We start from the raw sequence: 22426 nt of genomic DNA on the forward strand, positions 1-22426 counted from the left end.
ATTTCCGGTGGGCGCGCGTGATCACGAAGGCTGTCTGCTCAACCGGGGTCAATCATGCCAACTCCCGCCGCGCGCCGCCGTGTCAGCGCGCGTTCCGCTTTGCGCCGCGCCTGCGAGCAGGCAGGATGATGGCCATGGCCGAAACGGACACGACCGGGAACTCGCCCGGCGGCGCGGCTGGCTCGCCGGGCTCGGTGGCGCTGGAGGACCGGGACGGGACAGCGGTGCTCCGGGTCGACGGAGCCCTCGACCTCGCACTGGCGCCCAAGCTCCGGCAGCTCGCCGAACGTGCGACGCGGCTGCGGCCCGCCGTCCTCGTCATCGACCTCACGGACGTCACCTTCCTCGCCTCGGCCGGCATGGCCGAGCTGGTGCGGGCGCACCGCGGGCTCACCGGCTCGGCGCCGCTGCGGGTGGTGGCCGGCAGCCGGATCACCCTGCGCCCGCTGGAGCTGACCCGGTTGACCGACGAGTTCGCGATCTACCCGTCGCTGCCCGACGCGCTGGCCCCCTGATGACCGCCCCCGCCGGCTTCGACGCCGTACTCGATGCCGTGCGCCGGGCCTTCGTCGACGGCACGGGCGCGCCGGTGGCCACCGAGGTCCGCGCGCTCGGGCCGGTCGAAGCGCAGGCCGTGCTCGACGGCCGGGTCGCGGTGGCCGTGACCGACCCGGCGGTCCTCGCGGACCTGGTGCCGGGCGTCACCGCCGCGCTGGCCGTCGCGGGCGACGGTGGCGAGCGGGCCGCGCTGGTCTACCCCACGGACGAAAACCGCGGGCTGCCGCCGATCGCCGCCGCCATCGAGGCGGCCACCGCGAACCTGGCGGCCACCGTGCGGCGGCTGCGCAGCGAAGCCGCGGTGGTCGACGCGCTGCACTCGACGGGCCGCGAGCTGACCGCCCAGCTCGACATCGACCGGATCGTGCAGGACGCGACCGACGCGGCCACCAAGGCGACCGGCGCCCAGTTCGGCGCGTTCTTCTACAACCTGATCAACGAGTTCGGCGAGTCGTACACGCTGTACACGATTTCGGGGGTGCCGCGGGAGGCGTTCACCCGGTTCCCGATGCCGCGCAACACCGCGGTGTTCGCGCCGACCTTCGACGGCGCCGGCACCGTCCGCAGCCCGGACATCACGCGGGACCCGCGGTTCGGCAAGAACGCGCCGCACCACGGGATGCCGGCGGGACACCTGCCCGTGTGCAGCTACCTCGCCGTGTCGGTGCTGAGCCCGACCAGCGGCGAGGTGCTGGGCGGGTTCTTCTTCGGCCACCCGGAGCCGGACCGGTTCACCGAGCGGCACGAGTACCTCGCCGAGGGCATCGCGAGTTATTCGGCCATCGCGCTGGACAACGCCCGGCTCTACGAACGCGAGCGCACCCTCGCCACCGAGCTGTCCCGGAGCATGCTGCCGGTCACCCCGGACATCCCCGGCCTCGACGTGCTCACCCGGTACCTGCCCGCGGCCACCGGCAGCAAGGTGGGCGGCGACTGGTTCGACGTCATCCGGCTGCCGTCCGGCGCGACCGCGTTCGTCATCGGCGACGTCGTCGGCCACGGCGTCACGGCGGCGACCGTGATGGGCCAGGTCCGGACCGCCGTCCGCTGTTACGCCCTGCTGGAGCTGCCTCCGTCGGAAGTGCTGCGCAACGTCTCCGCGCTGACCGTCGGGCTGTTCGGCGAAAGCTTCGTCACCTGCTTCTACGCCGTCCACCGGCCGGCCGACGGCTCGCTGACGTACGCGAACGCCGGTCACCTGCCGGCGATCCTGGTCCACCCGGACGGCGAGCCGGAGCAGATCGGCGAGGCGATGGCCCAGCCGCTGGGGGTCGGCGCCGACTTCCCGCAGCGCACCTCCGCCTTCCCGGCGGGCGCGGACCTGGTGCTCTACACCGACGGGCTGGTCGAGAGCCGCACCCGCGACCTGACGCTGGGGATCGAGTGGCTGCTCGCCGGGATCCCGGCGCTGCTGACCGCGGCCGACCTGGACACGGCCTGGGACAAGCTCGTCGGCGAGCTGACACACGGGCGCCACGACGACGACATCGCCGTGATCCACGTCCGCCACCGTGGAGAGGACGGCACATGACGGACCCCCTCCCCCCGGGCGCACCGGCTCCCCCGGCCACGTTCCACCGGCGCGCGGTGGCGATCGCCGACCGGCTGCCGGAGCTGCGCGAGGCGCTGGCCGGCTGGCTGGACTCCCTCGGCTTGAGCCTCGAAGAGCAGGAGGACGTCGTCCTCGCGGGCTACGAAGCGATGGCCAACTCGGCCGAGCACGCCTACCGCGAGGGCGACGCGGGCCCGATCGACGTCCGGGCCGAGGAGCTGAACGGACGGCTGACGGTGACGGTCACCGACTACGGCACCTGGCAGCCACCGGTCCCGACGAACGGGTTGCGCGGGCGCGGGCTGCTGCTCATCGACAGCCTCGCCGACCACAGCGCCAAGGTGCACCGCGAGGACGGCACGACCGTCACGATGACCTGGCTGCGCAACGGCGCCACGGCGGTCTGAGCCGGCGGCCGCCGTGAACGACCCGTTCACCACGTCCGACGCCGTGAACGACTCGTTCATGACATCCGGGCGGCCCACCAAAGCCGGACCTTCCCCTTACCCGGCGGGACCTTCCGCCGCCGAGTAGGCTCGCCCGGGGCCGCGTGAACCGGGAGAGTGATGAGCGTCGGCGAGGAATCCGGCCAGCGCGCCGTTTTTCCCGGGACCAGCCGGATGGCGGCCCGGATGCGGGAGTTCGACTGGACGTCGGCCACGCTCGGGGAGCCGGCGGACTGGCCGGCGAGCCTGACCACGGCGGTGCGGATCTGCCTCACCTCCCGCTTCCCGATGATCGTCTGGTGGGGCCCGGAGCTCCGGTTCCTCTACAACGACGCGTACCTGCCGCTGCTCGGCACCAAGCACCCGGCGCTCGCCAAGCGCGGCGCGGAGGTCTGGGACGACATCTGGCACATCGTCGGCCCGATGCTCGAAGGCGTGATGAGCACCGGCGAGGCGACCTGGTCGGAGGACCTGCTGCTGCCGATGAACCGGCACGGCTACTGGGAAGAGACCTACTGGACCTACTCCTACAGCCCGGTCCACGACGACCACGGCGCCGTGCGGGCGGTGTTCACCGCGGTCACCGACACCACCGAGCGCGTGATCGGCGAACGGCGGCTGGCGACGCTGCGGGAGCTCGGCGCGCAGGCCGGGATCGCCCGCACCGTCGGGGAAGCCTGCGAGCTGGTCGCGAACGTGCTCGGGCGGGCCGGCGCCGACGTCCCCTACGCCGCGATCCACGTCCGCGACGGGGACGGTGACCTCCGGGTCGCGGCCGTCACGCCCGGCGGCGAAGGCGCGGGCGACGCGGCGGCCTGGCCGCTGCGGCAGGTGCTGGACGACGGCGTCCCGCAGGTGGTGTCGGACGGGACGTTCGGCGAGCTGCCCGCAGGCGACTGGACCGCCCCGCCCACCGAGGCGATGGTGCTGCCGCTGCCCGGGGACGCCGGCGCCGCGGCCGGCGGCGTCATCGTGCTCGCGGCGAGCGCCGGGCGCGCGCTCGACGAGTCCTACCGGACGTTCCTCGGCCTGGTCGCCCAGCAGACGACGGCGCTGGTCAACGGCGCGCTCGCCTACCAGGCCCAGCAGCAGCGCGCCGAGGACCTGGCCGCGCTGGACGCCGCCAAGACCACCTTCTTCGCCAACATCAGCCACGAGTTCCGGACCCCGCTCACCCTGATCCTCGGCCCGGTCGCGGAGCTGGAGAAGGCCCTGAGCGAGGCCGACGAGCGGGTGCGTGAAGAGGTCGACGTCATCCACCGCAACGCGCTGCGGCTCGGGCGGCTGGTGAACAACCTGCTCGACTTCTCCCGCATCGAGGCGGGCCGGATGCAGGCACGCTTCGAGCCGGTGGACCTCTCGGCGTTCACCGCGGAGCTGGCGAGCGTCTTCCGCGCCGCCGTCGAGCGGGCCGGGCTGGCGTTCGAGGTCGACTGCCCGCCGCTCGCCGAGCCGGTGCACGTCGACCGCGGGATGTGGGAGAAGGTCGTCCTCAACCTGCTGTCCAACGCGGTCAAGTACACCTTCGACGGCGCGATCCGGGTGAGCACCGCCCTGGAAGCCGGGCACGCCGTGGTCGCGGTGTCGGACACCGGGATCGGCATCGACGCCGGCGAGCTGCCGCGGCTGTTCGAACGGTTCCACCGGATCCCGTCGGTGCGGGCGCGCTCGAACGAAGGCAGCGGGATCGGTCTCGCGCTGGTGCGGGAGCTGGTCGGCATGCACGGCGGCGGTGTCACCGTGGAGAGCACGCCCGGCGCCGGCACGACGTTCCGGATCCGGCTGCCGCTGGGCACCGGGCACCTGCGGGCCGAGCACCTCGCGCCGGCGCCCTCGGGCGGCGGGATCGCGGCGGAGGTCGCCGAACCGTACGTGCAGGAGGCCCTGCGCTGGCTGCCCGACGGCGGCCACGACACGCCGCCCGCACCCGCTCCGGTCGGCGGCGCCCGGGTGCTGATCGCCGACGACAACGCCGACATGCGCGACTACCTCGCCCGGCTGCTGCGCGACGACTACGCATTGACCGCGGTGCGCGACGGCGTCGAGGCGTTCGCCGCCGCCTGCGCCGAGCCGCCCGACCTGATCATCAGCGACGTCATGATGCCGCGGATGGACGGCCTGAGCCTGCTCGCCGAGCTGCGGCGCGATCCGCGCACCGCCGCCGTGCCCGTGCTGCTGCTGTCCGCCCGGGCCGGCCAGGAGGCCGCCGTCGACGGGCTGGGCGCCGGCGCCGATGACTACCTGGTGAAGCCGTTCTCGGCGCGGGAGCTCGTCGCCCGCGTCCGCACGACCATCCAGCTCGCCCGGCTGCGGACGCAGCATTCCCGGTGGCGGGCGGCGATGATCGACTCGCTGCAGGAGGGCTTCTTCGTCTGCGACGCCGCCGGGCGGGTCGTCGAGATCAACGCCGCCTGCGCCGAGCTGCTCGGGTTCGGTCCCGAGGGCCTGCCCTACGCGCCGCCGTTCCCGTGGCTGCCGAGCCGGGACACCGATCCCGTCGCGTACCGGCAGGTCGCGGACGCGCTGGGCCGGGCCGGGGCCGACCCCGCCGGGAGCTTCGTGCTGCCGCTGCGGCACCGGGCCGGGCACCGGGTGTGGGCCGCGATCGCCTACAACGAGCTGCACGACGACGAGGGCCGCCGCCGGCTCGTCGGCACGATCCGCGACGTCACCGCGGAGCGCTACGCCGTCCAGCGCGAAAGCGCGCTCGCCTCGATGAACCAGCGCCTGGCCGGCGTCAGCGGGGTGCCGGACGTGCTCCGCACCGCGCTCGACCTGCTGCGCGAGCTGTGGCAGGCCGAGCGGGTGCTCGCGGTGAGCTGGGCGCCGGACGGCGAGCCGGGCGTCACGTCGACCGATCCCGGCGACCGGCACTGGACGGACCTCGCGACCCCGCTGCGCGAAACGCTCGGCCAGGTCCGCGCGCTCCCGGCGCTGCACGCGACCCCGGCCGACGGCGGGGCCGGCACCACCCTCGACCACCCCGGCGGCCGGCTGACCCTCTGGGTCGACCCCGCACCGGACCGCCCGCTCGGCACCGAGGACCGGACGCTGCTGGCGCTGCTGGCCGGGACGCTGGCGCACGCCCTGCGCCGCGCCCACCGCGACGACCGGCAGCGCGAGGTCGCCTTCGCGCTGCAGCGTTCCATCCTCGGCCCGGCCCAGCTCCCCGACGGGTTCGCGGTGCGCTACGAACCGGCGAACCCGCCCCTGGAGGTCGGCGGCGACTGGTACGACGTCGTCGCACTGGCCGGCGACCGGATCGGCATCGTCGTCGGCGACTGCGTCGGCCGCGGGCTCGCGGCGGCCGCGGTGATGGGCCAGCTCCGCAGCGCCTGCCGCGCGCTGCTGCTGGAGGCCAACAGCCCGGCGCACACGCTGACCGCGCTCGACCGCTTCGCCGACCGGCTGCCCGGCGCCCTCTGCACCACGGTCTTCTGCGGGATCCTCGACCCGGCCACCGGCGCGCTCACCTACAGCAGCGCCGGGCACCCGCCGGCCACCCTCGTGCACCGCGACGGCACCGCGGAGTTCCTCGACGCGGGAGCCAGTGTGCCGCTCGCCGTCCGCGTCCCGGCCAGCCGCCCGGAGGCCACCGCGGTCGTCCCGATCGGCTCGCTGCTGATGCTCTACACCGACGGCCTGGTCGAGCGGCGCCGCGAGTCGCTCGACGACGGCATCGACCGGGCCACCACGGTCGCCCACGGCGCGCGCGACGCCGACCTCGCCGACCTGGCGGCCACCCTGATGGGCCGCCTCCGGCCGGACGACGGGTACGAGGACGACGTCGCGCTGCTGCTCTACCGCCGGACGGTGCCCCGGCTGGCGCTCGACTTCCCGGCGCACCCGGACAGCCTGGCCTCGACCCGCCACTGGCTGCGCGGCTGGCTGGCCACCGCGGTGCTCGACGAGGACCTCGCGCAGGACGTGCTGGTCGCCGTGGGCGAGGCCTGCGCCAACGCCGTCGAGCACGCCTACCCCGGGGGCACCGGGGCCGGGGCGAACGCACACCTGGCGGCCGAGCTCACCGGCCCGCGGCTGGTCGTCACGGTGACCGACCGCGGCCACTGGAAGCAGCCGCCGCCGGACAACCACGTGCTTCGCGGCCGCGGTGTGCCGATGATGGAGGCGCTGGCCGACGCGGTCACCCTCCGGCACGACACGGCCGGCACCACCGTCACGCTTGAATGGAGGATCGGTTCGTGACGACGGCACTCACGCTGGTCGCCGCCCCGGGTGACAACGGGGACCGGGTCCTGACCGTCACGGGTGAGATCGACATGAGCAATGCCGCGGAGTTCGGCGCGGCGCTCGACCGCGAGCTGGCGGCCGGGCCGGTGGTCACCGTCGACCTCACCGGCGTGGCCTACCTCGACAGCGCCGGGGTCGCGGTGCTGTTCGACCGGGCCGACGAGCACGACCTGCGGCTGGTGGCGCCGCGGCTGCTCGACCGCGTGCTGCGGGTGTCCGGCCTCACCCAGGTCTCGAAAGTGACCATCCGCTGAAGGATTGAGCAGCGGCTCACCGGGTATGAGGAACGCAGCGACGGTCGCGGGGTGGGTTGTGCCACCGGTCGCCGCGAGGTGGTTCCCGGCGCCAACCCACGACGTTCAGCAGTGAGCGCCGGGCCGGAGCCACCGCCCCCTCCAGTCTCGGTGTGTTGCGGAGCACGCGACACCTCCGAGTAAGGTTTCGCCGTTCCGTTGAAGCAGCAGCGGTCCACCACTCGACCGCAGCCGCCCGGGACGGAGATGACCAGAGTGACCGGTGAGCCGATTCCGTCCGAGCACCTCGACGAGCTGACCGCCGCGATGGCGGACCTCGCCGGCACGCTCGAAGCCGAACCCGGCGAGGCCGAGATCCTCGACGCCGTGTGCGCGGAGGCCGTCCGCGTGATCCCGGGCGCCGACATGGCCAGCATCACCGCGATCCGGGACGGCGAGCCGGAGACCGCGGCCTCCACCGACGAGCGTGCCGTCGACATCGACCGCGTCCAGTACGCGGCGGGTGAAGGACCGTGCCTGCGGGCGGCGGACTCGGGGGAGATCGTCCGGCTGCCGCTCGCCACGGCCGGACAGCTGTGGCCCGAGTTCACCCAGCACGCGCGGCGCCTCGGTGTCGGCAGCTACCTCGCCGCGCCCCTGCGGGTGGACGAGCACCTCGGCGGTGCGCTCAACCTCTTCGGTTACGGCGACCACGGGTTCGCCGAGACCGACTCCCGGCTGCTGGCGCTGTACACCACGATCGTCTCGTTCGGCCTGCGCACCACGCGGCGCTACCACCAGGCCCGGCAGCGGGCCGCCGACCTCGAGACGGCGATGAGATCGCGGGCGGTGATCGAGCAGGCCAAGGGCATCCTGATGGCCGTGCACCGGATCACCGCCGAAGAAGCCATGAAGCGCCTCATCGCGGAGTCACAGCACTCGAACGTCAAGCTCCGGGACGTCGCGACGCGGTTCGTCGATCAGCTGTCCTCGGGCGGCACCCCCGGCTGACGCGCGCGTTCAGGCGGTGCGACGGACGGGAAACGGCCAGGTCAAGGTCATCATGGTGCCGTCGCCGGTCGAGCGCAGGTCGAGCCCGTCGACGAGGTTCTGGATCAGCCGCAGCCCACGGCCGCGCCCGCCGCCCTCTTCGAGCGACTCCCACCGGCCCTGGTCGGCGATGGTGATGACCAGCACGTCCTCGTCGATCCGCGCCCGGACGTCGATCAGCCCCGGCCGGCCCCGGTAGGCGTGGTCCAGCACGTTGGCCATGGCCTCCCAGCAGGCCAGCACGACGTCGTCGGCTTGCCGCCCGACCTCGTCGCCCGCTCGCCGCCGCAACCACGAAATCAGGTGCTTGCGCAGACTGGGCAAAGTGCGCGGGGAAACAGTTCCGCGGTACCGCCAGCTGTCCGCTCCGTGCTCTTCCACGTTCACCTCCTCGGGGGACTGTGGGTTTGCTACCCACCGGTCCGGCTTTTCAATCACCGGTCACCACTTCCCTGCTGCCGTTCGGACCTGGCGCGGCGCGGACCGGCGTGATCGGATGTGCGGATGACTCGGTCGACGTCGTCCGTGGTGCTGTCCGTCGTGGTGTGCTCGGTGCTGGCCACGACCTGCTTGCCGGGGCCGGTGGCCGCCGCGGCGCCCGCGCCGGGGCCGGGTGCGGTTTCGCACTTCGGCCTGGCCCGCAAGGACTGCCTGGGCACCGCGCGGAACACGGCCAGCAAGGCGTGGTTCACCGTCGCGGGCGGGGTGCTCTCCGACGTCTACGCGCCGGTGATCGACAACACGAACGTCGAAACGCTGCAGTTCGCCGTCACCGACGGTCGCAGCTTCACCGACCTGCAGGCCCGCGACATGACCTACACGGTGCGGACCAGCGCGGGCGGGATGGCGTGCGAGGTGACGTCGACCCCGCGCAGCGGGAAGTACCGGCTGGTCACCGACTACCTGACCGACCCGGCGCGGACCGGCGTGCTGATCCGGACGCGCCTGGAGCCGCTGCGCGGCTCGGGCCGGGACCTCAAGGTCTACGTGCGGTTCGACGCGAGTGTCAACGGCAACGGCGGGGGCGGCCCGGCCAACGGCGGCGGGGACACCGCCACGGTCGACGCGGGGACGTCCGCGCTCGTCAGTGCCGACACCAACACCGTCTCCAGCGCCCCGGCCCGCGACTACGGCACTCCCCTGGCGGCCGCCTTGCGTGCCGACCGGCGTTTTCTGAGCACCGCCAGCGGTTTTGCCGGCACCGCGGGTGACGGGCTCGCCCAGCTGGACCGCGACCACCGGCTCACCGACACGACGCCGTCGGCGGTGAACGGCAACGTCGTCCAGACCGCCCAGCTGGATCTGGAGCCGCGCCGGCCGGCGGTGCTGGCGCTGGGCTTCGGCGCGGACGCGCGGGCGGCCGTCCAGACCGCGGGCGCGAGCCTGCGCACGCCGTTCGACCAGAGCTACCGCGACTACGCGCGCGGCTGGCGTGACTACGACAACGGGCTGATCCCGTTGCGCGGCAAGGACTCCGACACGTACTTCCAGTCCGTCAACGTGCTGAAAGCCAGTGAGGACAAAACGTTCCCCGGCGCGGTCGTGGCGTCGCTCGGCAGTCCGTGGGGCCAGGCGGTTTCGGCGGGTGACGCGCCCGGCGGCAAACCCGTCTACTTCGGGTCCTACCGCGAGATCTTCGCGCGTGACCTCTACGAAAGCTTCTCCGGCCTGCTCGCGGCAGGCGATCGCGAGACCGCGCGGGCGAGCGTGCGGTGGCTGTTCTCACGCCAGCAGCAGCCGGACGGCCGGTTCCCGCGCAACTCCCTGCTCAACGGCAAGAAGGCGCCCGACTCCGGCGGTGACCAGCTCGACGAAAGCGCGTACCCGATCCTGATGGCGTTGCAGGCCGGGCTCGACCGGGACCGGACGCTCTACACCGGCCACATCCGGGCGGCCGCGGACTTCGTCGTCGCGCACGGGCCGTCGTTCGGCTCGGAGCGCTGGGAAGAACAGGGCGGCTACTCCCCTTCGACGATCGCCGCCGAGATCGCCGGGCTCGTCGCGGCCGGCGTGATCGCCGACCGCAACGGCGACCCGGCGCGCGCCCGCGTCTACCGCGCCACCGCGGACCACTTCCAGCGCAGCATCAAGGGCTGGACGGTGACGCAGAACGGGCCGTACGGCGGCCGGTACTTCCTGCGGCTGACGAAGAACGGCGACCCGGACTCGGAGTACTTCTACAACCTGGGCAACGGTTCGATCGACGCGGACCAGCGCGCGGTGGTCGACGCCGGGTTCCTCGAGCTGACCCGCCTCGGTGTGCTGCCGGCGAACGACCCGGACGTCACCGCGTCGCTCGGTGTGGTGGACCGGGTGATCAAGCGGGACACCCCGGCCGGGCCGGGCTGGTACCGCTACGGCACTTCCGCGCCGGGCAGCGAGGACGGCTACGGCGACTGTTACGAGCCCGACCCGACGAACTGCGCCCCGAACGGCGCGCCGTGGCCGTCGACGAACACCGGGTCCGGGCACCTGTGGCCGGTGCTCGCCGGTGAACGGGGTGAACAGGCCGTGCAGACCGGCGACCGCGCGGGTGCGGCGGCGCTGCTGCGCGCGATGCGGGCCCAGACCGGCGGCACCGGGCTGATTCCCGAGCAGGCGTGGGAAAACCCGGCGCTGCCGGCGTCGCCCTACGGCACCGACCCGCGCACGGCGTCGATCGGCTTCACACCGGGGCAGCCCGCCGGTTCGGTCGCGCCGCTGAGCTGGGCGCAGTCCCAGTCGGTGCGGCTCGCCCGCGCGCTGGCCGACGGCCGGCTGCCCGAACAGCCCGCCGACGTCCGCTCGCGGTACGTCTCGCACGCGCCGCCCGCGGCCCTGGCGGTGACGCTGGACGCACCCGCGTCGGTGTCCACCGCGACCGCGGCGGTCACCGGCACCGCGCCCGCCGGCAGCCGCGTCGACCTCGCCGTGTCGGCCACCGACGCCGGGACGACGTCCGTGCTGTCGGTGCGGGCTTCGGCGGCGGGGACGTTCGGTGCGACGGTGCCGACCCCGCTCGGCGCGAACGTCGTCACCGCGACCGCCACCACCGGCGCGGGCACCGGGTACGCGCAGAAGACGATCAGCTCGGACTTCGTCACCGGCACCGTGCTGCTCGACACCACCGACCCCGACGGCGACGACAACGGCCCGGGCACGTACACCTACCCGACGGCGGGCGACTTCCACGCCGGCGCGTTCGACCTGCAGCGGTTCCAGCTCATCGACTCGGGCACGAACCTGGTGTTCCGGGCGCAGATCCGCGACCTGTCCCCGACGTTCGGCTCACCGCTGGGCGCCCAGCTGCTGACGATCTACGCGCACGACCCGGCCGCGACGGCGACGTCGACCGCGGCGCCGTTCCCGAGCCGGGCGTACACGATCGCGCCGCAGGACGCGTGGAGCCGGCGCATCGAGGTCCAGGGCTTCGCCGAACCGTCCCTCGTCGACGCTTCGGGTGCTTCGCTGGCAACGCCGTCAGTGCAGGCTTCGCAGGCGACGCGGTACATCACGGTCAGCGTGGCGAAGGCGGCGCTGGGGACACCGGCCGCCGGCTGGACGTTCGCGGTGGTGCTCACCGGCCAGGACGGCAACTCGCCGGACCAGGCGCGTCCGTTCACGCCGACGGCCGGGCAGTACACGTTCGGCCTCTGCGCGGCGGGCGGCACGGCGCCGCTCTGCACCGCGGACCCGGCCACCGCCCCGAAGGCGCTCGACGTGCTGACCCCGGCCGGGGTGGACCAGGCGGCCGAGCTCGACCCGACTCGCGGGCCGGTCGCGGTGCGCGGCGTGCCGGTGGGCTGATCTGGCAAAGTCGTGGTCGTGATCGACGACATCCGCCGACCACTGACCGGGACGGGCACCAACCTGCTCGGCCTGGTCAAGCACCTGACGCTGACGGAAGCCCGCTACTTCGGCGAGGTGTTCGACCGGCCGTTCCCCGAACCGTTGCCGCGGTGGGACGACACCGGCGCGCCTGCGACCACTCCGACACGACGATCGCCGCGCTCGCCGTCGACTCCCCCGGCCACGTGCCGTGGTGGCGGGAACAGCTGGACGGGACGACCGGGTCCGCGAACCACCTGCGGGACGCGGCTTTCTGGGCGGCCCGGCACGCGGAGGTCGAGCGGGCCGCACGAGCCGCGGCGGCCACGCCCGGTCGTTAGGGAGGACGTTCAAGATCACCCACGGTTGCTTTTGTGCGGGCAATCGCACTTCGGAGCTAACCTGATCGTGTTGTGGGCATCTTTCTTGGTGACCGCGGATTCCGGTGGACAGCTCACCGGACCGCCCGCCACCGGAAGGGGTTCCCGCTCATGTCCGTTCGTCCGAGCGTCCGCCGCACCGTGACCGCCCTGGCCGTGACCGGCGCCGCCGCGACCGCCGTAGTCGCCGCGGCCGGGACCGCGTCCGCGATGCCGACCGACTTCAACTGCGCGTCTTCGCAGATCGACACCACGCTGGTCGCCGGTTCGCCGGGTGCGGGCCAGCGCTACGCGTACGTGCAGTTCACCGCGAAGCCCGGCGAGTCCTGCACGCTGCAGGGCGCGCTGCCGATCGCGCTCACCGGCGCCGACGGCGTCACGGTGACCCCCGACCCGGCCGCCGCCGACGCCCCGCCGGTCACCGTCGCCGACGGCGCGCCCGCGTCGATGCTGCTGCACTGGACCGGCATCGAGGCCCCGGAGAACCAGGTGCAGCCGGCGAGCGTCACGGTCACCGCGCCCCAGACGACCACCCCGCGCGGCGACACCAGCGACCCGGCGATCACCCTGCCCTGGAACCAGGGCCCTCTCGACAAGTCCGCCGACGCGCACGAGCTGACCGTCAGCGCGGTGACCGCCGGCCCGGCCCAGCCCTGACCCGCGCTTCAAACGCCCCAATGTGTGCATGGGGCCGGTGCGGCGCCGAGCAACGTCCACTGTGGACAAATGGTCAGCGACGGCCGCCGTGGTCGTCGCCCGCTTCGCCGCCGTGGCGCCCGTGGTCGTCGTCGGACTCACTGTGCCGCCCGTGGTCGTCGTCCCGGCCGCCGTGGTCGTCACCGAGGTCGTGAGTCGGCCCGTCGTCGTAACCGCCCCGCGTCGGATACGTGCTCGGCGCGGGCAGGCTCGAGGTTCCGGTCGGCCGCGTCGTCTCCGGCGAAGCACTGGTCGCCGCGCTCGTCTCCGTGAGCCGGGTGGCCGACGACCCGCTCGTCGAGGTCGGCTGCACCGACGTCGGCGCCTGGGTCCCGTCGTCCGCTCCGGACTGGGCGAGCGCGACCGTCGTACCCCCGGCCGCGAGTGCCGCCCCGGCCGCCGCGATCACCAGAATCTTCCGCATGACTGCTCCTTCGTGTTCTCCGACAACGAGAGAAGCTTGTCCCGCAAGGTGATAGCGGCGCGCTGTGTGCTGCTTAAGGCATCCCTAAAGCCTTCCCGAGCTCCAGCACGATCCGCGCCCCGTGCGGCCGGACCTGCGTGACGGCGAACGTCCCACCGGACGCGCGTGCGGTCTGGCGCGCGATGTCGAGCCCGAGCCCGCTCGACCCGGCGCCGCTCGCGCCCCGGGTGAGGACGCCGTTGTCGAACCCCGGCCCCTCGTCCGAGACCTCCAGCCGGACGCCGTCGGGCGTGGCCGCGAGCCGGATCGCATACCCCGTGCCCTCGGGTGTGTGCGCAAAGACGTTGCCCAGCAACGCGTCCAGGCACGCGGCCAGCTCCGGCTCCCCCACCGCGACCGGGAGCGGGCCGGGATCGAGCAAGACCGTCACCGGTCGGTCCTGGTCCTGGGCCAGCACCGACCAGAACTCCGCCCGCGCACCCACCACCGCGACCGCGTCGCACGAACCGGGCGCGGAGTCGCGGGCGCGCGCCTGGTCGATGAGCGCGGTGACCTGACGCTCCAGGCTCTCGGCGTGCCCGGTGATCCGCTCGGCCTCGGCGGGGTCGGTGAGCGACTCGGCGTCCAGCCGCAGCACGGTCAGCGGTGTCCGCAGGCGGTGCGAGATGTCGGCGACGGCCTCGCGCTCCTGCCGAACGAGGTCGCGGATCCGCGCGGCCAGAAGGTTGAGCGCGGCGGCGACCGACCGCACCTCCGCCGGGCCGCCGGGGCGGGCGCGCGCGTCGAGGTCCCCTTCGGCGAGCCGGCGCGACACCGCGGCGAGCTCGTGCACCGGCCGCACGATCGAGCGGGCCAGCCAGTCGGCGACGAACACCCCGAGCGCCAGCAGCAGCACGCCCAGCGCGGCCAGCACCAGCCAGGCCGCGCCCAGCCCCCGGGTCAGCTCCGCGCGGTCGACGAAGGCTCGCACCACCGCCGTCCCCCGCGGCAGGCCTTGCACCGCGACGAGGATCTCGCGGCCGCCGGCGTCCTCGACGGTCAAGCTGCTGCCCTGCGCCGCCGCCAGCGCGACCCCGGGGGTGCGCGGGCTCGGAGCGCCGAGCACCGTGCCGTCGGGCAAGAACACCGTCACCGGGTGGCCCGCAGTGGTGTTGAGCTGGTCGACCGCCGGCCGCAGCGCCGCCGCCTCGGCCGTCGCGACCAGGGAAGTGAGGGACTGCGCCTTCGCCGTGGCAGCGGTGACCGCACGGTCGGCCGTGACCGAGCTCAGCAGGATCGCCAGCGGCACCAGGAAGGCGGCGAGCACCAGGCTCATCGCGGCGGCGACCAGCACCGCGAGCCGCCGCCTCACGCCCCGGCCCCCGGCTCGGCCAGCCGGACGCCGACCCGACGCACGGTGTGCAGGTACCGCGGCTCCTGCGCGGTCTCGCCGAGCTTGCGCCGCAACCACGACAGGTGCACGTCCACGGTCTTGTCCGCCCCGGCGTACGGCAGCTTCCAGACGTCGGCGAGCAGCTCGCGCTTGCTCACCACCGTCCCGGCCCGGCTCGCGAGGTAGTGCAGCAGGTCGAACTCACGCGGGGTGAGGTCCAGCGGCGCGCCGTCGAGGGACGCTTCCCGCGTCCGGGCGTCGACCGACAGGCCGCCGACGACCACCGGCGCCGTCGTCTCCTCCGGTTCGGCCCGCCGCAGCACCGCGCGGATCCGCGCGTCGAGCTGCGCGCCGCCGAACGGCTTGACCACGTAGTCGTCGGCCCCCGCGTCGAGCAGCCGGACGATCTCGTCCTCGGCGCCGCGCGCGGTGACCACGATGATCGGCACCGCGCTGACCGCCCGCACCATCCGCAGCACCTCGCGGCCGTCGAGGTCGGGCAGTCCCAGGTCGAGCAGGACGACGTCGGGCCGGTCGGTGACGGCCGCCTGCAGCCCGGACATCGCGGTCGGCGCGGACGTCACCGTGTGCCCGCGCTCGGTCAGCGCCCGCAGCACGGCCGTGCGGATGGTCGGGTCGTCCTCGACGAGCAGCACCGTCGCCATTTCCGGGAGGCTACACACGCACGGGCGCTCCGCCGGCTTCCCGGCGAACGCTAAGAACGCCTTAGCCGTGCTTTAACCCTCGCGGGTGGCACAGTGGGCACATGGGACGGCGTGCGCTGCTGATGACGGCGGGCTGGCTGCTGGCCGCCGGCGCCACCGCCGCGGTCGGCACGGCGGCCCTCGACGTGGTCGGCGCGGGCATCCTCGGCCCGCAGAACCAGCCTCTGTCCCAGGAGGACGTCGCCCGCGCGCTCGAAACCGTGCCGGTGACAACCCCGTCCGCGCCGCCGTCGACCGTGGCCACCACCTCGACCGCCCCGGCGCCGCGCGGCCTGACCGTCCCCGGCGGCACCCTGGTCGCGCGGTGCGCCGGGAGCCAGGTCGAGCTGATGTCGTGGAGCCCGGATCCGGGCTACCGCGCCGACGACGTCGTCCGCGGCCCGGCCACCACCGCGTCGGTGAAGTTCAAGGACGACGGCACCGAGAACGAGGTGGCCGTGACGTGCCGCGACGGCGAACCGCACGCCGAAACGGTCGCCGACGACGACCATCGCGGGCACGGCTAGCGCGGCAGCCCCGCGTTGAGCCGCGCCAGGATGCCGTGCGGGAACGGCAACTCCGGCGCGCTCACTTCGGTCAGCCGGTCCAGCTGCGCCTCGGTGAGGTCGAGGGCGAGCGCGCCGAGGGTGTCGGCGAGCTGCTCCGGTGACCGCGCGCCGATCAGCGGCGCCGGCATCGCCGGGCGGCGCGTCACCCAATGCAGCGCCACCTGCGCCGGGGTTGCGCCTGCCTCGGCCGCGATCTCGCGGACGACGTCCAGCACCGCCCAGCGGCTTTCGGGCAGGGATCGGTAGGGCGCGCCCTCGGCGAGCCGGCCCTCCCCGGCGCCGTCACGGGTGTACTTGCCGGTGAGGAACCCGCCGCCGATCGCGCCCCACGGCTGGACCGCGATGCCGAACTCCCGCGCCAGTGGCACGTGTTCGGCCTCGATCGCGCGCTCGACCAGGGAGTACTCCAGCTGCAGCGCCGTCACCGGCGGCCCGCCGAGCATCGCGGCCTTCGTCGCGTACCAGGCCGGGACGTCGCTAAGCCCCACCGCGCGGATCTTCCCGGCGCGCACCAGGTCGCCGAACGCGGCCATCACCTCTTCGGCCGGGGTGAAGCCGTCCCAGACGTGCAGCCAGTACAGGTCGACGTGGTCGACGCGCAGCCGGCGCAGCGAAGCCTCGAGCGAGGCGACCATGTTCTTGCGCCCGTTGCTGCGGTGGCGGGGATCCGACCGCGGCGCGCCGCCGCTGAAGCCGGGACCCGAGTACTTGGTGGCGAGCACGACGTCGTCGCGGTCGACGTCGCGGAGGAACTCGCCGACCAGTTCTTCGCTGCGGCCGGCGCTGTAGTTGTCGGCGGTGTCGACGAAGTTGCCGCCGCCCTCGACGTAGGCGCGGAAGATCTTGCGGGCGGTGCCGTCGTCGGCGCAGAAGGATCCGGTGCCGAAGGTCAGCGCGCCCAGCGCCAGCGGGGAAACCCGCAGGCCGGAGCGGCCCAGCGGCCGGTAGTCGTCCAGTTCGGTCATGCCCTCGATCGTGCAACCCGGAGCGCGGTCCGAGTCAAACCCGATCGAGGGACTGCCCGGAGGGCACAAGCGGGCAAGGATGGAGAGAAAACAAGGCATATCGCCGGTAATCCCCGGGTGAACATCCGGGGTGCGCTAGCCTGGCCGGATCGTGGGCCCGGCCGTGCGCGCCGGCCCGTACCCCGGCGTGGCGAGGAGTCGAATTCGTGCAACCGAACCTGGGGCCAGGTGAAGACTTCCAGCTGCTGCTCGAGCGGCAGGTCCGGGACATGCAGTCGAAGGCCGCCGCGCTGAGTGAAGCGCTTTCCGAGGCCGGCGCGACGGTCCGCACCCGCGACGGCGCCGTCACCGTGACGCTCGCGCCGAACGGCGCGCTCACGAACCTCGAGCTCGGGCACCGGGCGTGCGAAATGGGACCGGCCCGGCTGACCGCGGCGATCATGGGCGCGGTGCGTGACGCGCAGCGCCAGACCGCCCGCCGCGTCGCGGACTCCTTCGCCACCATCAACGGCGACGGCGAGTCCACCGAAATGGTCCGGTCCTTCCTGCCGCCGGACCCGCCGCCGGACGGCGACTTCGCCGCGCCGGCGGACGCCGAGCCCGAGCGCACCCCGCCGCAGGCCGCGACCCCGCCGCCACCACCGCCTCCCCCGCGGCCGGCCGGGCCGCCGTCGGCCGGGCCCGCGCCGCGGCGCCGTCCCCCGGTCGAGGACCACCCCGACGACGAAGCGAACCCCTGGTGAGCGGCGGCGGCTTCCGGGTCGACTCCGAGCCGCTGGCGAAGTTCGGCCAGCACCTCGACGAACTGGAAAGCAACCTCAAGAGCACGGCCGACCTGGTCGGCGGCATGACCTGCGACCCCGGCATGTTCGGCATCAACCCGGCGTGCCAGCTGATGGCCGCGGGCGCGAGCACCTGGACCGACAAGGCGCACCACCAGTTCGGGGACTACGCGAAGACCATCGGCGAGTTCGCGGACAAGGTCGCCGAGGCCGCGAAGCGGTACAAGTCCGGTGAGCAGGACGCCGTCGACTCGATCGTGAGGTTCGAATAGTGGCCGACGACTACCAGAGCAAGGACGTCAGCCTCCACGGTTCCGAGCTCTTCAACGAAGACAACCGGGCGGCCGGGGCGGGGTTCTTCGAGGCCGCCACGGGCCTCGACAAGGCCGTCAAGGAGAACGACAAGGTCGCCATCGGCATCGGCTCGGCGGGCATGGCGCTGGAGACCATCGGCCTGGTGCTGGACCCGATCGGCAGCCTGCTGACCGCCGGGATCGGCTGGCTCATCGAGCACATCACGATCCTGCGGTGGCCGCTGGACATCCTGATGGGCGACCCCATCGGCATCGCGGCGGCCAGCGAGGCGCTCACCGCCGAGAAGAAGAAGCTCGAAGAGTGGTCCACGGGTCATCAGCAGGCGATCGACGCGCTGATGAAGGACTGGTCCGGCAAGGCCGCCGACGCGTTCAAGAAGGACATGGACGCGGTGACCGAGCAGCTGAGCTCGCTCGGCTGGTACCTGGACCAGGCCGGCAAGAACATGAAGATCGCCGGCGGCATCGTCGGCGCGTTCCGCGGCATCTTCCGCGACCTGATCGCGATGCTGCTGGCGACGATCATCAAGGGCGCCCTGATCGCGGCGGCGCTCGCCCCGGTGACGTTCGGCGCGTCGATCGCGATCTTCATCGGCACGACGATCGGCACGGTGGCCACGGCCCTGGGCAAGATCGGCACCAAGCTCATCGAGCTGGCCAAGAAGCTGGGTGACCTGGTGGCGTCCCTGGCGAAGATGGGCAAGGCGGGCGACGAGCTGGCCGGGGCGAAGCCGCCCGCGAGCAGCCTGACCCCGACGCCCACCCCGAAGCCGGACGCGACTCCGTTGCCTAAGCCGGACGCGACGCCGCCACCGCCGAAACCGGGCGACAGCAGCGCGACACCGCCCCCGGCGACCCTCAAGCCCGACCCTGCGCCGCCGAAGCCCGACCCGGCACCGTCGTCCTCGTCGACGACCCCGGACCCGGCTCCCGCGCCGCCCAAGCCCGACCCGAAGCCGGACACCACACCGTCCTCGGCCACTCCGGACCCGACGCCGGCACCGCCGAAGCCCGACCCGGCGCCGTCGACCCCGGACCCGGCGCCGAAGCCGGACACAACCCCGTCCTCGGCGACCCCGGACCCGACGCCGGCTCCGGCACCGCCGAAGCCCGATCCCGCACCGCCGAAGCCGGACCCGGCACCGTCGTCGTCGGCCACGCCCGACCCGGCGCCGGCGCCCGCCGCGCCCAAGCCCGACCCGGCCCCGCCGAAGCCGGATCCCGCGCCGCCCAAGCCGGACCCGGCACCGTCCTCGTCGTCGGCCACCCCGGACCCGGCTCCCACGCCGCCCAAGCCCGACCCGAAGCCGGACACGACGCCGTCCTCGTCGTCGACGACCCCGGACCCGGCACCGCCCAAGCCGGACCCGGCACCGCCGAAGCCCGACCCGGCACCGTCGTCGTCGGCCACCCCCGACCCGGCACCCACCCCGGCGCCGACTCCGGCGCCGCACAAGCCGTTCACCGACCAGATGACCAACGTCATCCGGGACAAACTGTCCAAGATGGACGGTGTGACGCCGGAGATCATGCAGAAGTTCGACAAGATCAGCAACTTCTCCGTGCACGAGCTCGGCAAGGTCTTCGGCAAGGAGGGCGCCGAGAAGTTCGAGTCGGCGGTCAAGGTCATGACCGACCCGTGGTTCGGCAAGTCCGGGCTGGCCGGCAAGACCGTCGTCGACCTGATCAAGGGTGTGCCCGCGAGCATCGGCAACGTCACCGGCGGGGACGACGACAACTGACGGGTCAGGGGTCGGAGAGGATCACCGCGCGCGAGGCCAGGTGCAGGGCCAGGCGTTCGTCCGGCCGGGACAGGTCCACCCCGAGCAGCTGCTCGATCCGCGCGACGCGGGCGGCCACGGTGTTGCGGTGCACACCCAGCACCGTGGCCGTCTCCGCGATCGACGACTCGGCGTCGAGGTAGGCGGCCAGCGTCCGGACCAGGTCGCCCGGTGCCGGCCGCAGCGGTGCGACCAGGGCTCGCACCGCGGGTTCGAACGTGTCCGTGCGGGTCCACTCGAGCAGCAGCTGGGCCATGCCGAGCTGGTCGACGTGCAGGAAGTGCCCGGTTTCCGGGCGGGTCGCGGCCAGCCGGGCGGCGTCGTTCGCCTCGGCGACCGTCGCGGCCAGCCCTTCGGGACGCGGGTGCGGCCGTCCCACACCCATGTGTGTGCCCAGGCGCAGCGCCCGGTGCACCGCCTGCAGCCGGCTCGCCAGCGCCCGCACCCGTTCCGCGGTCGGCTCGTGGTCGAAGGTGACCCAGCCGGTCCAGCCGTCACCGTGCTCGACCACAACGGCGTCGACGTCCCCGGCCCGCAGCGCGCGCACCACCTCCTGGGTGCGCGCCACCGTGTCGACCGCCGCCGGCACGCCGATGTGCAGCCCGACGTGCCAGCCGCCGAGCCGCCAGCCCGCGTCCGCGACGCGGCGGCGCAGGTCCGCACCCGGCTCGGTGTCCAGCCGCAGCAGGTCACCGAGCAACGCCGTGCGCGAGCGTGCGTCCCGTTCCAGCTCCAGCCGATTGGCCAGCAGCCACCGCTGCAGGGCGCCGGCGGCGACCGCGAGCGCGGGCGGCACCACGTCGGCCCGGGCGGCCTCGGTGCCCCGCAGTTCGACGGCCAGCCACATCGCCGGCCGCTGCAGCAGCACGGGATGCGCCAGCAGGACACCGTCGTCGAGCTCGGCCCGCTGCGGCACCGGCTCGTCGAGCCGCACCCGCCCGTCCACATCCCCGGCGAGCGGAGCCCCACGATCATCAAGCACGGCGACCGGTGACCGCAGCAGCCTCCGCAGCACCGCGACGACCTCTTCGGGCGGCCGAAGCCGGTCCCCGAGCGCGCGATGCGTGGCCAGCAGCAGGCCGGCCCGGTCCAGCTCGGGCGCGGCGAGCCACAACCGAGCCTCGACAAGCAGATCCAGCGGCGGCGCACCGGTGCCCAGCAAGGGCACGCCCAGCCGCTCGGCGAGCAGCCGCGACGCGGTGAGCGGCTCGGTGCCGGGCAGCAGAACTCCGGTGGCCCCGGCGTCGGCACATCGGCGTAACAGGGCATCGATCTGCCAGTCGGTCCCCGCGACGGGCCGCGCGACGACGGTCAGTTCTTCGGCGGCTGGGAGGTGCGAGGCGTCCAAAGTGGCCTGGACCGTCGTGAGTGGACGGTCGAGGCCCGCGGCGCCGGCGAGCAGCCGGACGTGCTCGGCCCAGCCCGGCAGTGCGAGCACCCGCCGCAGGCTCATGCCACTCCCACCGGATCACAGTCGATGCCGTACGCCCGCGGCTGCAGCACCGGCAGCCGCCGGGGGTCGGTCCAGAACGGGGCCGCCGCCAAGCGGACCACGTCGACCTCCAGGCCGACCCGGATCGCGTCGCAGGACACCGGCACGCCGGTGCGGTGGTCGAGCACCGACAGCACGTCCGGCGTCGACGCCACCGGCGCGCCGTCACGCAGGGCCAGCAGGTACTCGTTCTCCATCTCCAGCCGCAGCAGCTCACCACCCGGGTGGTCGGCGAGGGTGACGCAGCCGCGGCCGAAGCCCGGGTTGCCCTGCCGGCCCGGGCCGACGTGCCGCGCCACCTCCAGGACCCGGCCGCGGGCCAGCACCGAACCGCCCAGCGCGGCCTCGAGTGCCGGACGCGACGGGCTCTCCCCGATGGCCAGCACGCGGCGGCCGAGGGCCAGCGCGGCGCTCGTGGTTCCCGGGATCGAGCACGCCGCCAGCTCGCCGGCCGGGATCGGGGCGAGGGCGAACGCCGCCCAGCCGCCGGAGCCGGCGACGAACGCCCGGGCGCCGCGCTCGACCATCGCGTCCGACCCCGCCGCCAGCAGCATGACCTGCCCGCTCTGCTCGGCCAGTGCGGCGGGCGCCACGCCGCGGCCGGTCGCGGCGACCGCCAGCTGGTCGAGCCGGGGCAGGCCGCGGCCGGACAGGTCGGCGTCCACGTAGGACAGCCCGAGCTCGCCGGCCACCACCAGCGGCATCAGCCCGTTCAGGCCGCCGATCTCGATGGACAGCACCGCGTCGGCGCGCTCATCGGTCCAGCGCTCGACCGCCGCCACCGCCGACGCGAACTCGTCGCCGCTCGGCAGCTTCTCGGTGAACGCGGCCGTCGCCCCGACCACACCGACCGGCACCACGCGGGCCGTCGGCGGCAGCTCGCCGAGGGACCGCACCACCGGCTCGGGGGCCCGCTCCAGCTGCCGCCGCAGCAGCACGGCGGCAGTGGCGGTGTCCCCGCCGCCACCGGAGCCGAGCAGGGCGGCGCCGCGTTCGAGGGCGGGCACGTCCGCGGCCGTGATGCGCATGGACGACCACATTAGCTTCAGG

Annotated in this window: 19 protein-coding genes and 1 pseudogene; 13 read left to right on the forward strand and 7 right to left on the reverse strand. The window is 73.9% G+C overall.

The annotated features are described in order from the left end of the window. Positions 1-134: 134 nt before the first annotated feature. The 6 genes from ACIA5G_RS34755 to ACIA5G_RS34780 all read left to right on the forward strand — a co-directional run bounded on the left by ACIA5G_RS34755 (position 135) and on the right by ACIA5G_RS34780 (position 8051). The gene (locus tag ACIA5G_RS34755) at positions 135-515 is read left to right on the forward strand and encodes an STAS domain-containing protein (RefSeq protein WP_395931002.1); all 381 of its coding nucleotides are present in this window, start codon (positions 135-137) and stop codon (positions 513-515) included. Further along, complete coding sequence (locus ACIA5G_RS34760; RefSeq protein WP_395931004.1) at positions 515-2089, forward strand: SpoIIE family protein phosphatase; 1575 nt, start codon at positions 515-517, stop codon at positions 2087-2089. The genes ACIA5G_RS34755 and ACIA5G_RS34760 overlap by 1 nt, the downstream gene beginning before the upstream one ends. Then, positions 2086-2517: an ATP-binding protein gene (locus ACIA5G_RS34765; protein ID WP_395931006.1), complete on the forward strand. Its 432-nt coding sequence runs from the start codon at positions 2086-2088 to the stop codon at positions 2515-2517. The genes ACIA5G_RS34760 and ACIA5G_RS34765 overlap by 4 nt, the downstream gene beginning before the upstream one ends. A 159-nt stretch (positions 2518-2676) precedes the next feature. Continuing rightward, on the forward strand, positions 2677-6762 hold the full coding sequence (locus tag ACIA5G_RS34770) for a SpoIIE family protein phosphatase (RefSeq protein WP_395931008.1): 4086 nt from the start codon (positions 2677-2679) through the stop codon (positions 6760-6762). Beyond that, positions 6759-7061 (forward strand): STAS domain-containing protein, encoded by a 303-nt coding sequence (locus ACIA5G_RS34775; protein WP_395931010.1) that lies wholly within the window; start codon positions 6759-6761, stop codon positions 7059-7061. Before ACIA5G_RS34770 ends, ACIA5G_RS34775 begins: the two co-directional genes overlap by 4 nt. 255 nt (positions 7062-7316) lie before the next feature. Then, positions 7317-8051, forward strand: coding sequence for an ANTAR domain-containing protein (locus ACIA5G_RS34780; RefSeq protein ID WP_395931350.1), 735 nt, complete (start codon positions 7317-7319; stop codon positions 8049-8051). A gap of 9 nt (positions 8052-8060) precedes the next feature. Here the strand turns inward: ACIA5G_RS34780 and ACIA5G_RS34785 are convergent, their stop codons facing one another. Next, positions 8061-8471, reverse strand: a complete 411-nt coding sequence (locus ACIA5G_RS34785; RefSeq protein ID WP_395931012.1) for an ATP-binding protein — start codon at positions 8469-8471, stop codon at positions 8061-8063. A gap of 123 nt (positions 8472-8594) precedes the next feature. On the opposite strand from ACIA5G_RS34785, the gene ACIA5G_RS34790 reads away from it, so the two are divergent. The 3 genes and pseudogenes from ACIA5G_RS34790 to ACIA5G_RS34800 all read left to right on the forward strand — a co-directional run bounded on the left by ACIA5G_RS34790 (position 8595) and on the right by ACIA5G_RS34800 (position 12934). Further along, positions 8595-11876 carry a glucodextranase DOMON-like domain-containing protein gene (locus tag ACIA5G_RS34790; protein ID WP_395931014.1) on the forward strand — a complete coding sequence of 1094 codons (3282 nt, stop codon included), beginning with the start codon at positions 8595-8597 and terminating at the stop codon, positions 11874-11876. A 27-nt stretch (positions 11877-11903) separates the two neighbouring features. Next, a pseudogene (locus ACIA5G_RS34795) lies at positions 11904-12238 on the forward strand (DUF664 domain-containing protein); the annotation flags it as partial. Positions 12239-12388: 150 nt separating this feature from the next. Continuing rightward, the gene (locus tag ACIA5G_RS34800) at positions 12389-12934 is read left to right on the forward strand and encodes a DUF4232 domain-containing protein (protein WP_395931016.1); all 546 of its coding nucleotides are present in this window, start codon (positions 12389-12391) and stop codon (positions 12932-12934) included. 73 nt (positions 12935-13007) lie between these two features. Here the strand turns inward: ACIA5G_RS34800 and ACIA5G_RS34805 are convergent, their stop codons facing one another. From ACIA5G_RS34805 to ACIA5G_RS34815, 3 genes are all read right to left on the reverse strand, one after another. Next, positions 13008-13397: a hypothetical protein gene (locus ACIA5G_RS34805; RefSeq protein ID WP_395931018.1), complete on the reverse strand. Its 390-nt coding sequence runs from the start codon at positions 13395-13397 to the stop codon at positions 13008-13010. A gap of 73 nt (positions 13398-13470) precedes the next feature. Beyond that, entirely contained in the window at positions 13471-14748 is a 1278-nt protein-coding gene (locus ACIA5G_RS34810; protein ID WP_395931020.1) for a HAMP domain-containing protein, read from the reverse strand. Further along, complete coding sequence (locus tag ACIA5G_RS34815) at positions 14745-15434, reverse strand: response regulator transcription factor (protein ID WP_395931022.1); 690 nt, start codon at positions 15432-15434, stop codon at positions 14745-14747. Before ACIA5G_RS34815 ends, ACIA5G_RS34810 begins: the two co-directional genes overlap by 4 nt. A 101-nt stretch (positions 15435-15535) precedes the next feature. Here ACIA5G_RS34815 and ACIA5G_RS34820 point away from each other — a divergent pair, with 101 nt between their 5' ends. After that, entirely contained in the window at positions 15536-16000 is a 465-nt protein-coding gene (locus tag ACIA5G_RS34820) for a hypothetical protein (RefSeq protein WP_395931024.1), read from the forward strand. Here ACIA5G_RS34820 and ACIA5G_RS34825 read toward each other — a convergent pair. Further along, positions 15997-17007 (reverse strand): aldo/keto reductase, encoded by a 1011-nt coding sequence (locus ACIA5G_RS34825; protein ID WP_395931026.1) that lies wholly within the window; start codon positions 17005-17007, stop codon positions 15997-15999. The two genes, ACIA5G_RS34820 and ACIA5G_RS34825, sit on opposite strands and share 4 nt — an antisense overlap. 206 nt (positions 17008-17213) lie before the next feature. Between ACIA5G_RS34825 and ACIA5G_RS34830 the strand changes: the two genes are divergently transcribed. Genes ACIA5G_RS34830 through ACIA5G_RS34840 form a run of 3 tightly spaced genes read left to right on the forward strand, consistent with a single transcriptional unit; the run spans position 17214 to position 19845 of the window. Further along, positions 17214-17750, forward strand: coding sequence for a YbaB/EbfC family nucleoid-associated protein (locus ACIA5G_RS34830; protein ID WP_395931028.1), 537 nt, complete (start codon positions 17214-17216; stop codon positions 17748-17750). Continuing rightward, positions 17747-18061, forward strand: a complete 315-nt coding sequence (locus ACIA5G_RS34835; RefSeq protein ID WP_395931030.1) for a hypothetical protein — start codon at positions 17747-17749, stop codon at positions 18059-18061. The genes ACIA5G_RS34830 and ACIA5G_RS34835 overlap by 4 nt, the downstream gene beginning before the upstream one ends. Next, positions 18061-19845, forward strand: a complete 1785-nt coding sequence (locus ACIA5G_RS34840) for a WXG100 family type VII secretion target (RefSeq protein ID WP_395931032.1) — start codon at positions 18061-18063, stop codon at positions 19843-19845. Before ACIA5G_RS34835 ends, ACIA5G_RS34840 begins: the two co-directional genes overlap by 1 nt. Positions 19846-19849: 4 nt before the next feature. Here ACIA5G_RS34840 and ACIA5G_RS34845 read toward each other — a convergent pair whose 3' ends face one another. Together ACIA5G_RS34845 and ACIA5G_RS34850 are read right to left on the reverse strand one after the other, a co-directional pair. Next, entirely contained in the window at positions 19850-21337 is a 1488-nt protein-coding gene (locus ACIA5G_RS34845) for a PucR family transcriptional regulator (protein WP_395931034.1), read from the reverse strand. Further along, positions 21334-22404 (reverse strand): DUF917 domain-containing protein, encoded by a 1071-nt coding sequence (locus ACIA5G_RS34850; RefSeq protein WP_395931036.1) that lies wholly within the window; start codon positions 22402-22404, stop codon positions 21334-21336. The genes ACIA5G_RS34845 and ACIA5G_RS34850 overlap by 4 nt, the downstream gene beginning before the upstream one ends. Between the last annotated feature and the right edge of the window lie 22 nt (positions 22405-22426).

It is taken from the genome of Amycolatopsis sp. NPDC051758, from assembly GCF_044453095.1.
Taxonomy (GTDB): domain Bacteria; phylum Actinomycetota; class Actinomycetes; order Mycobacteriales; family Pseudonocardiaceae; genus Amycolatopsis.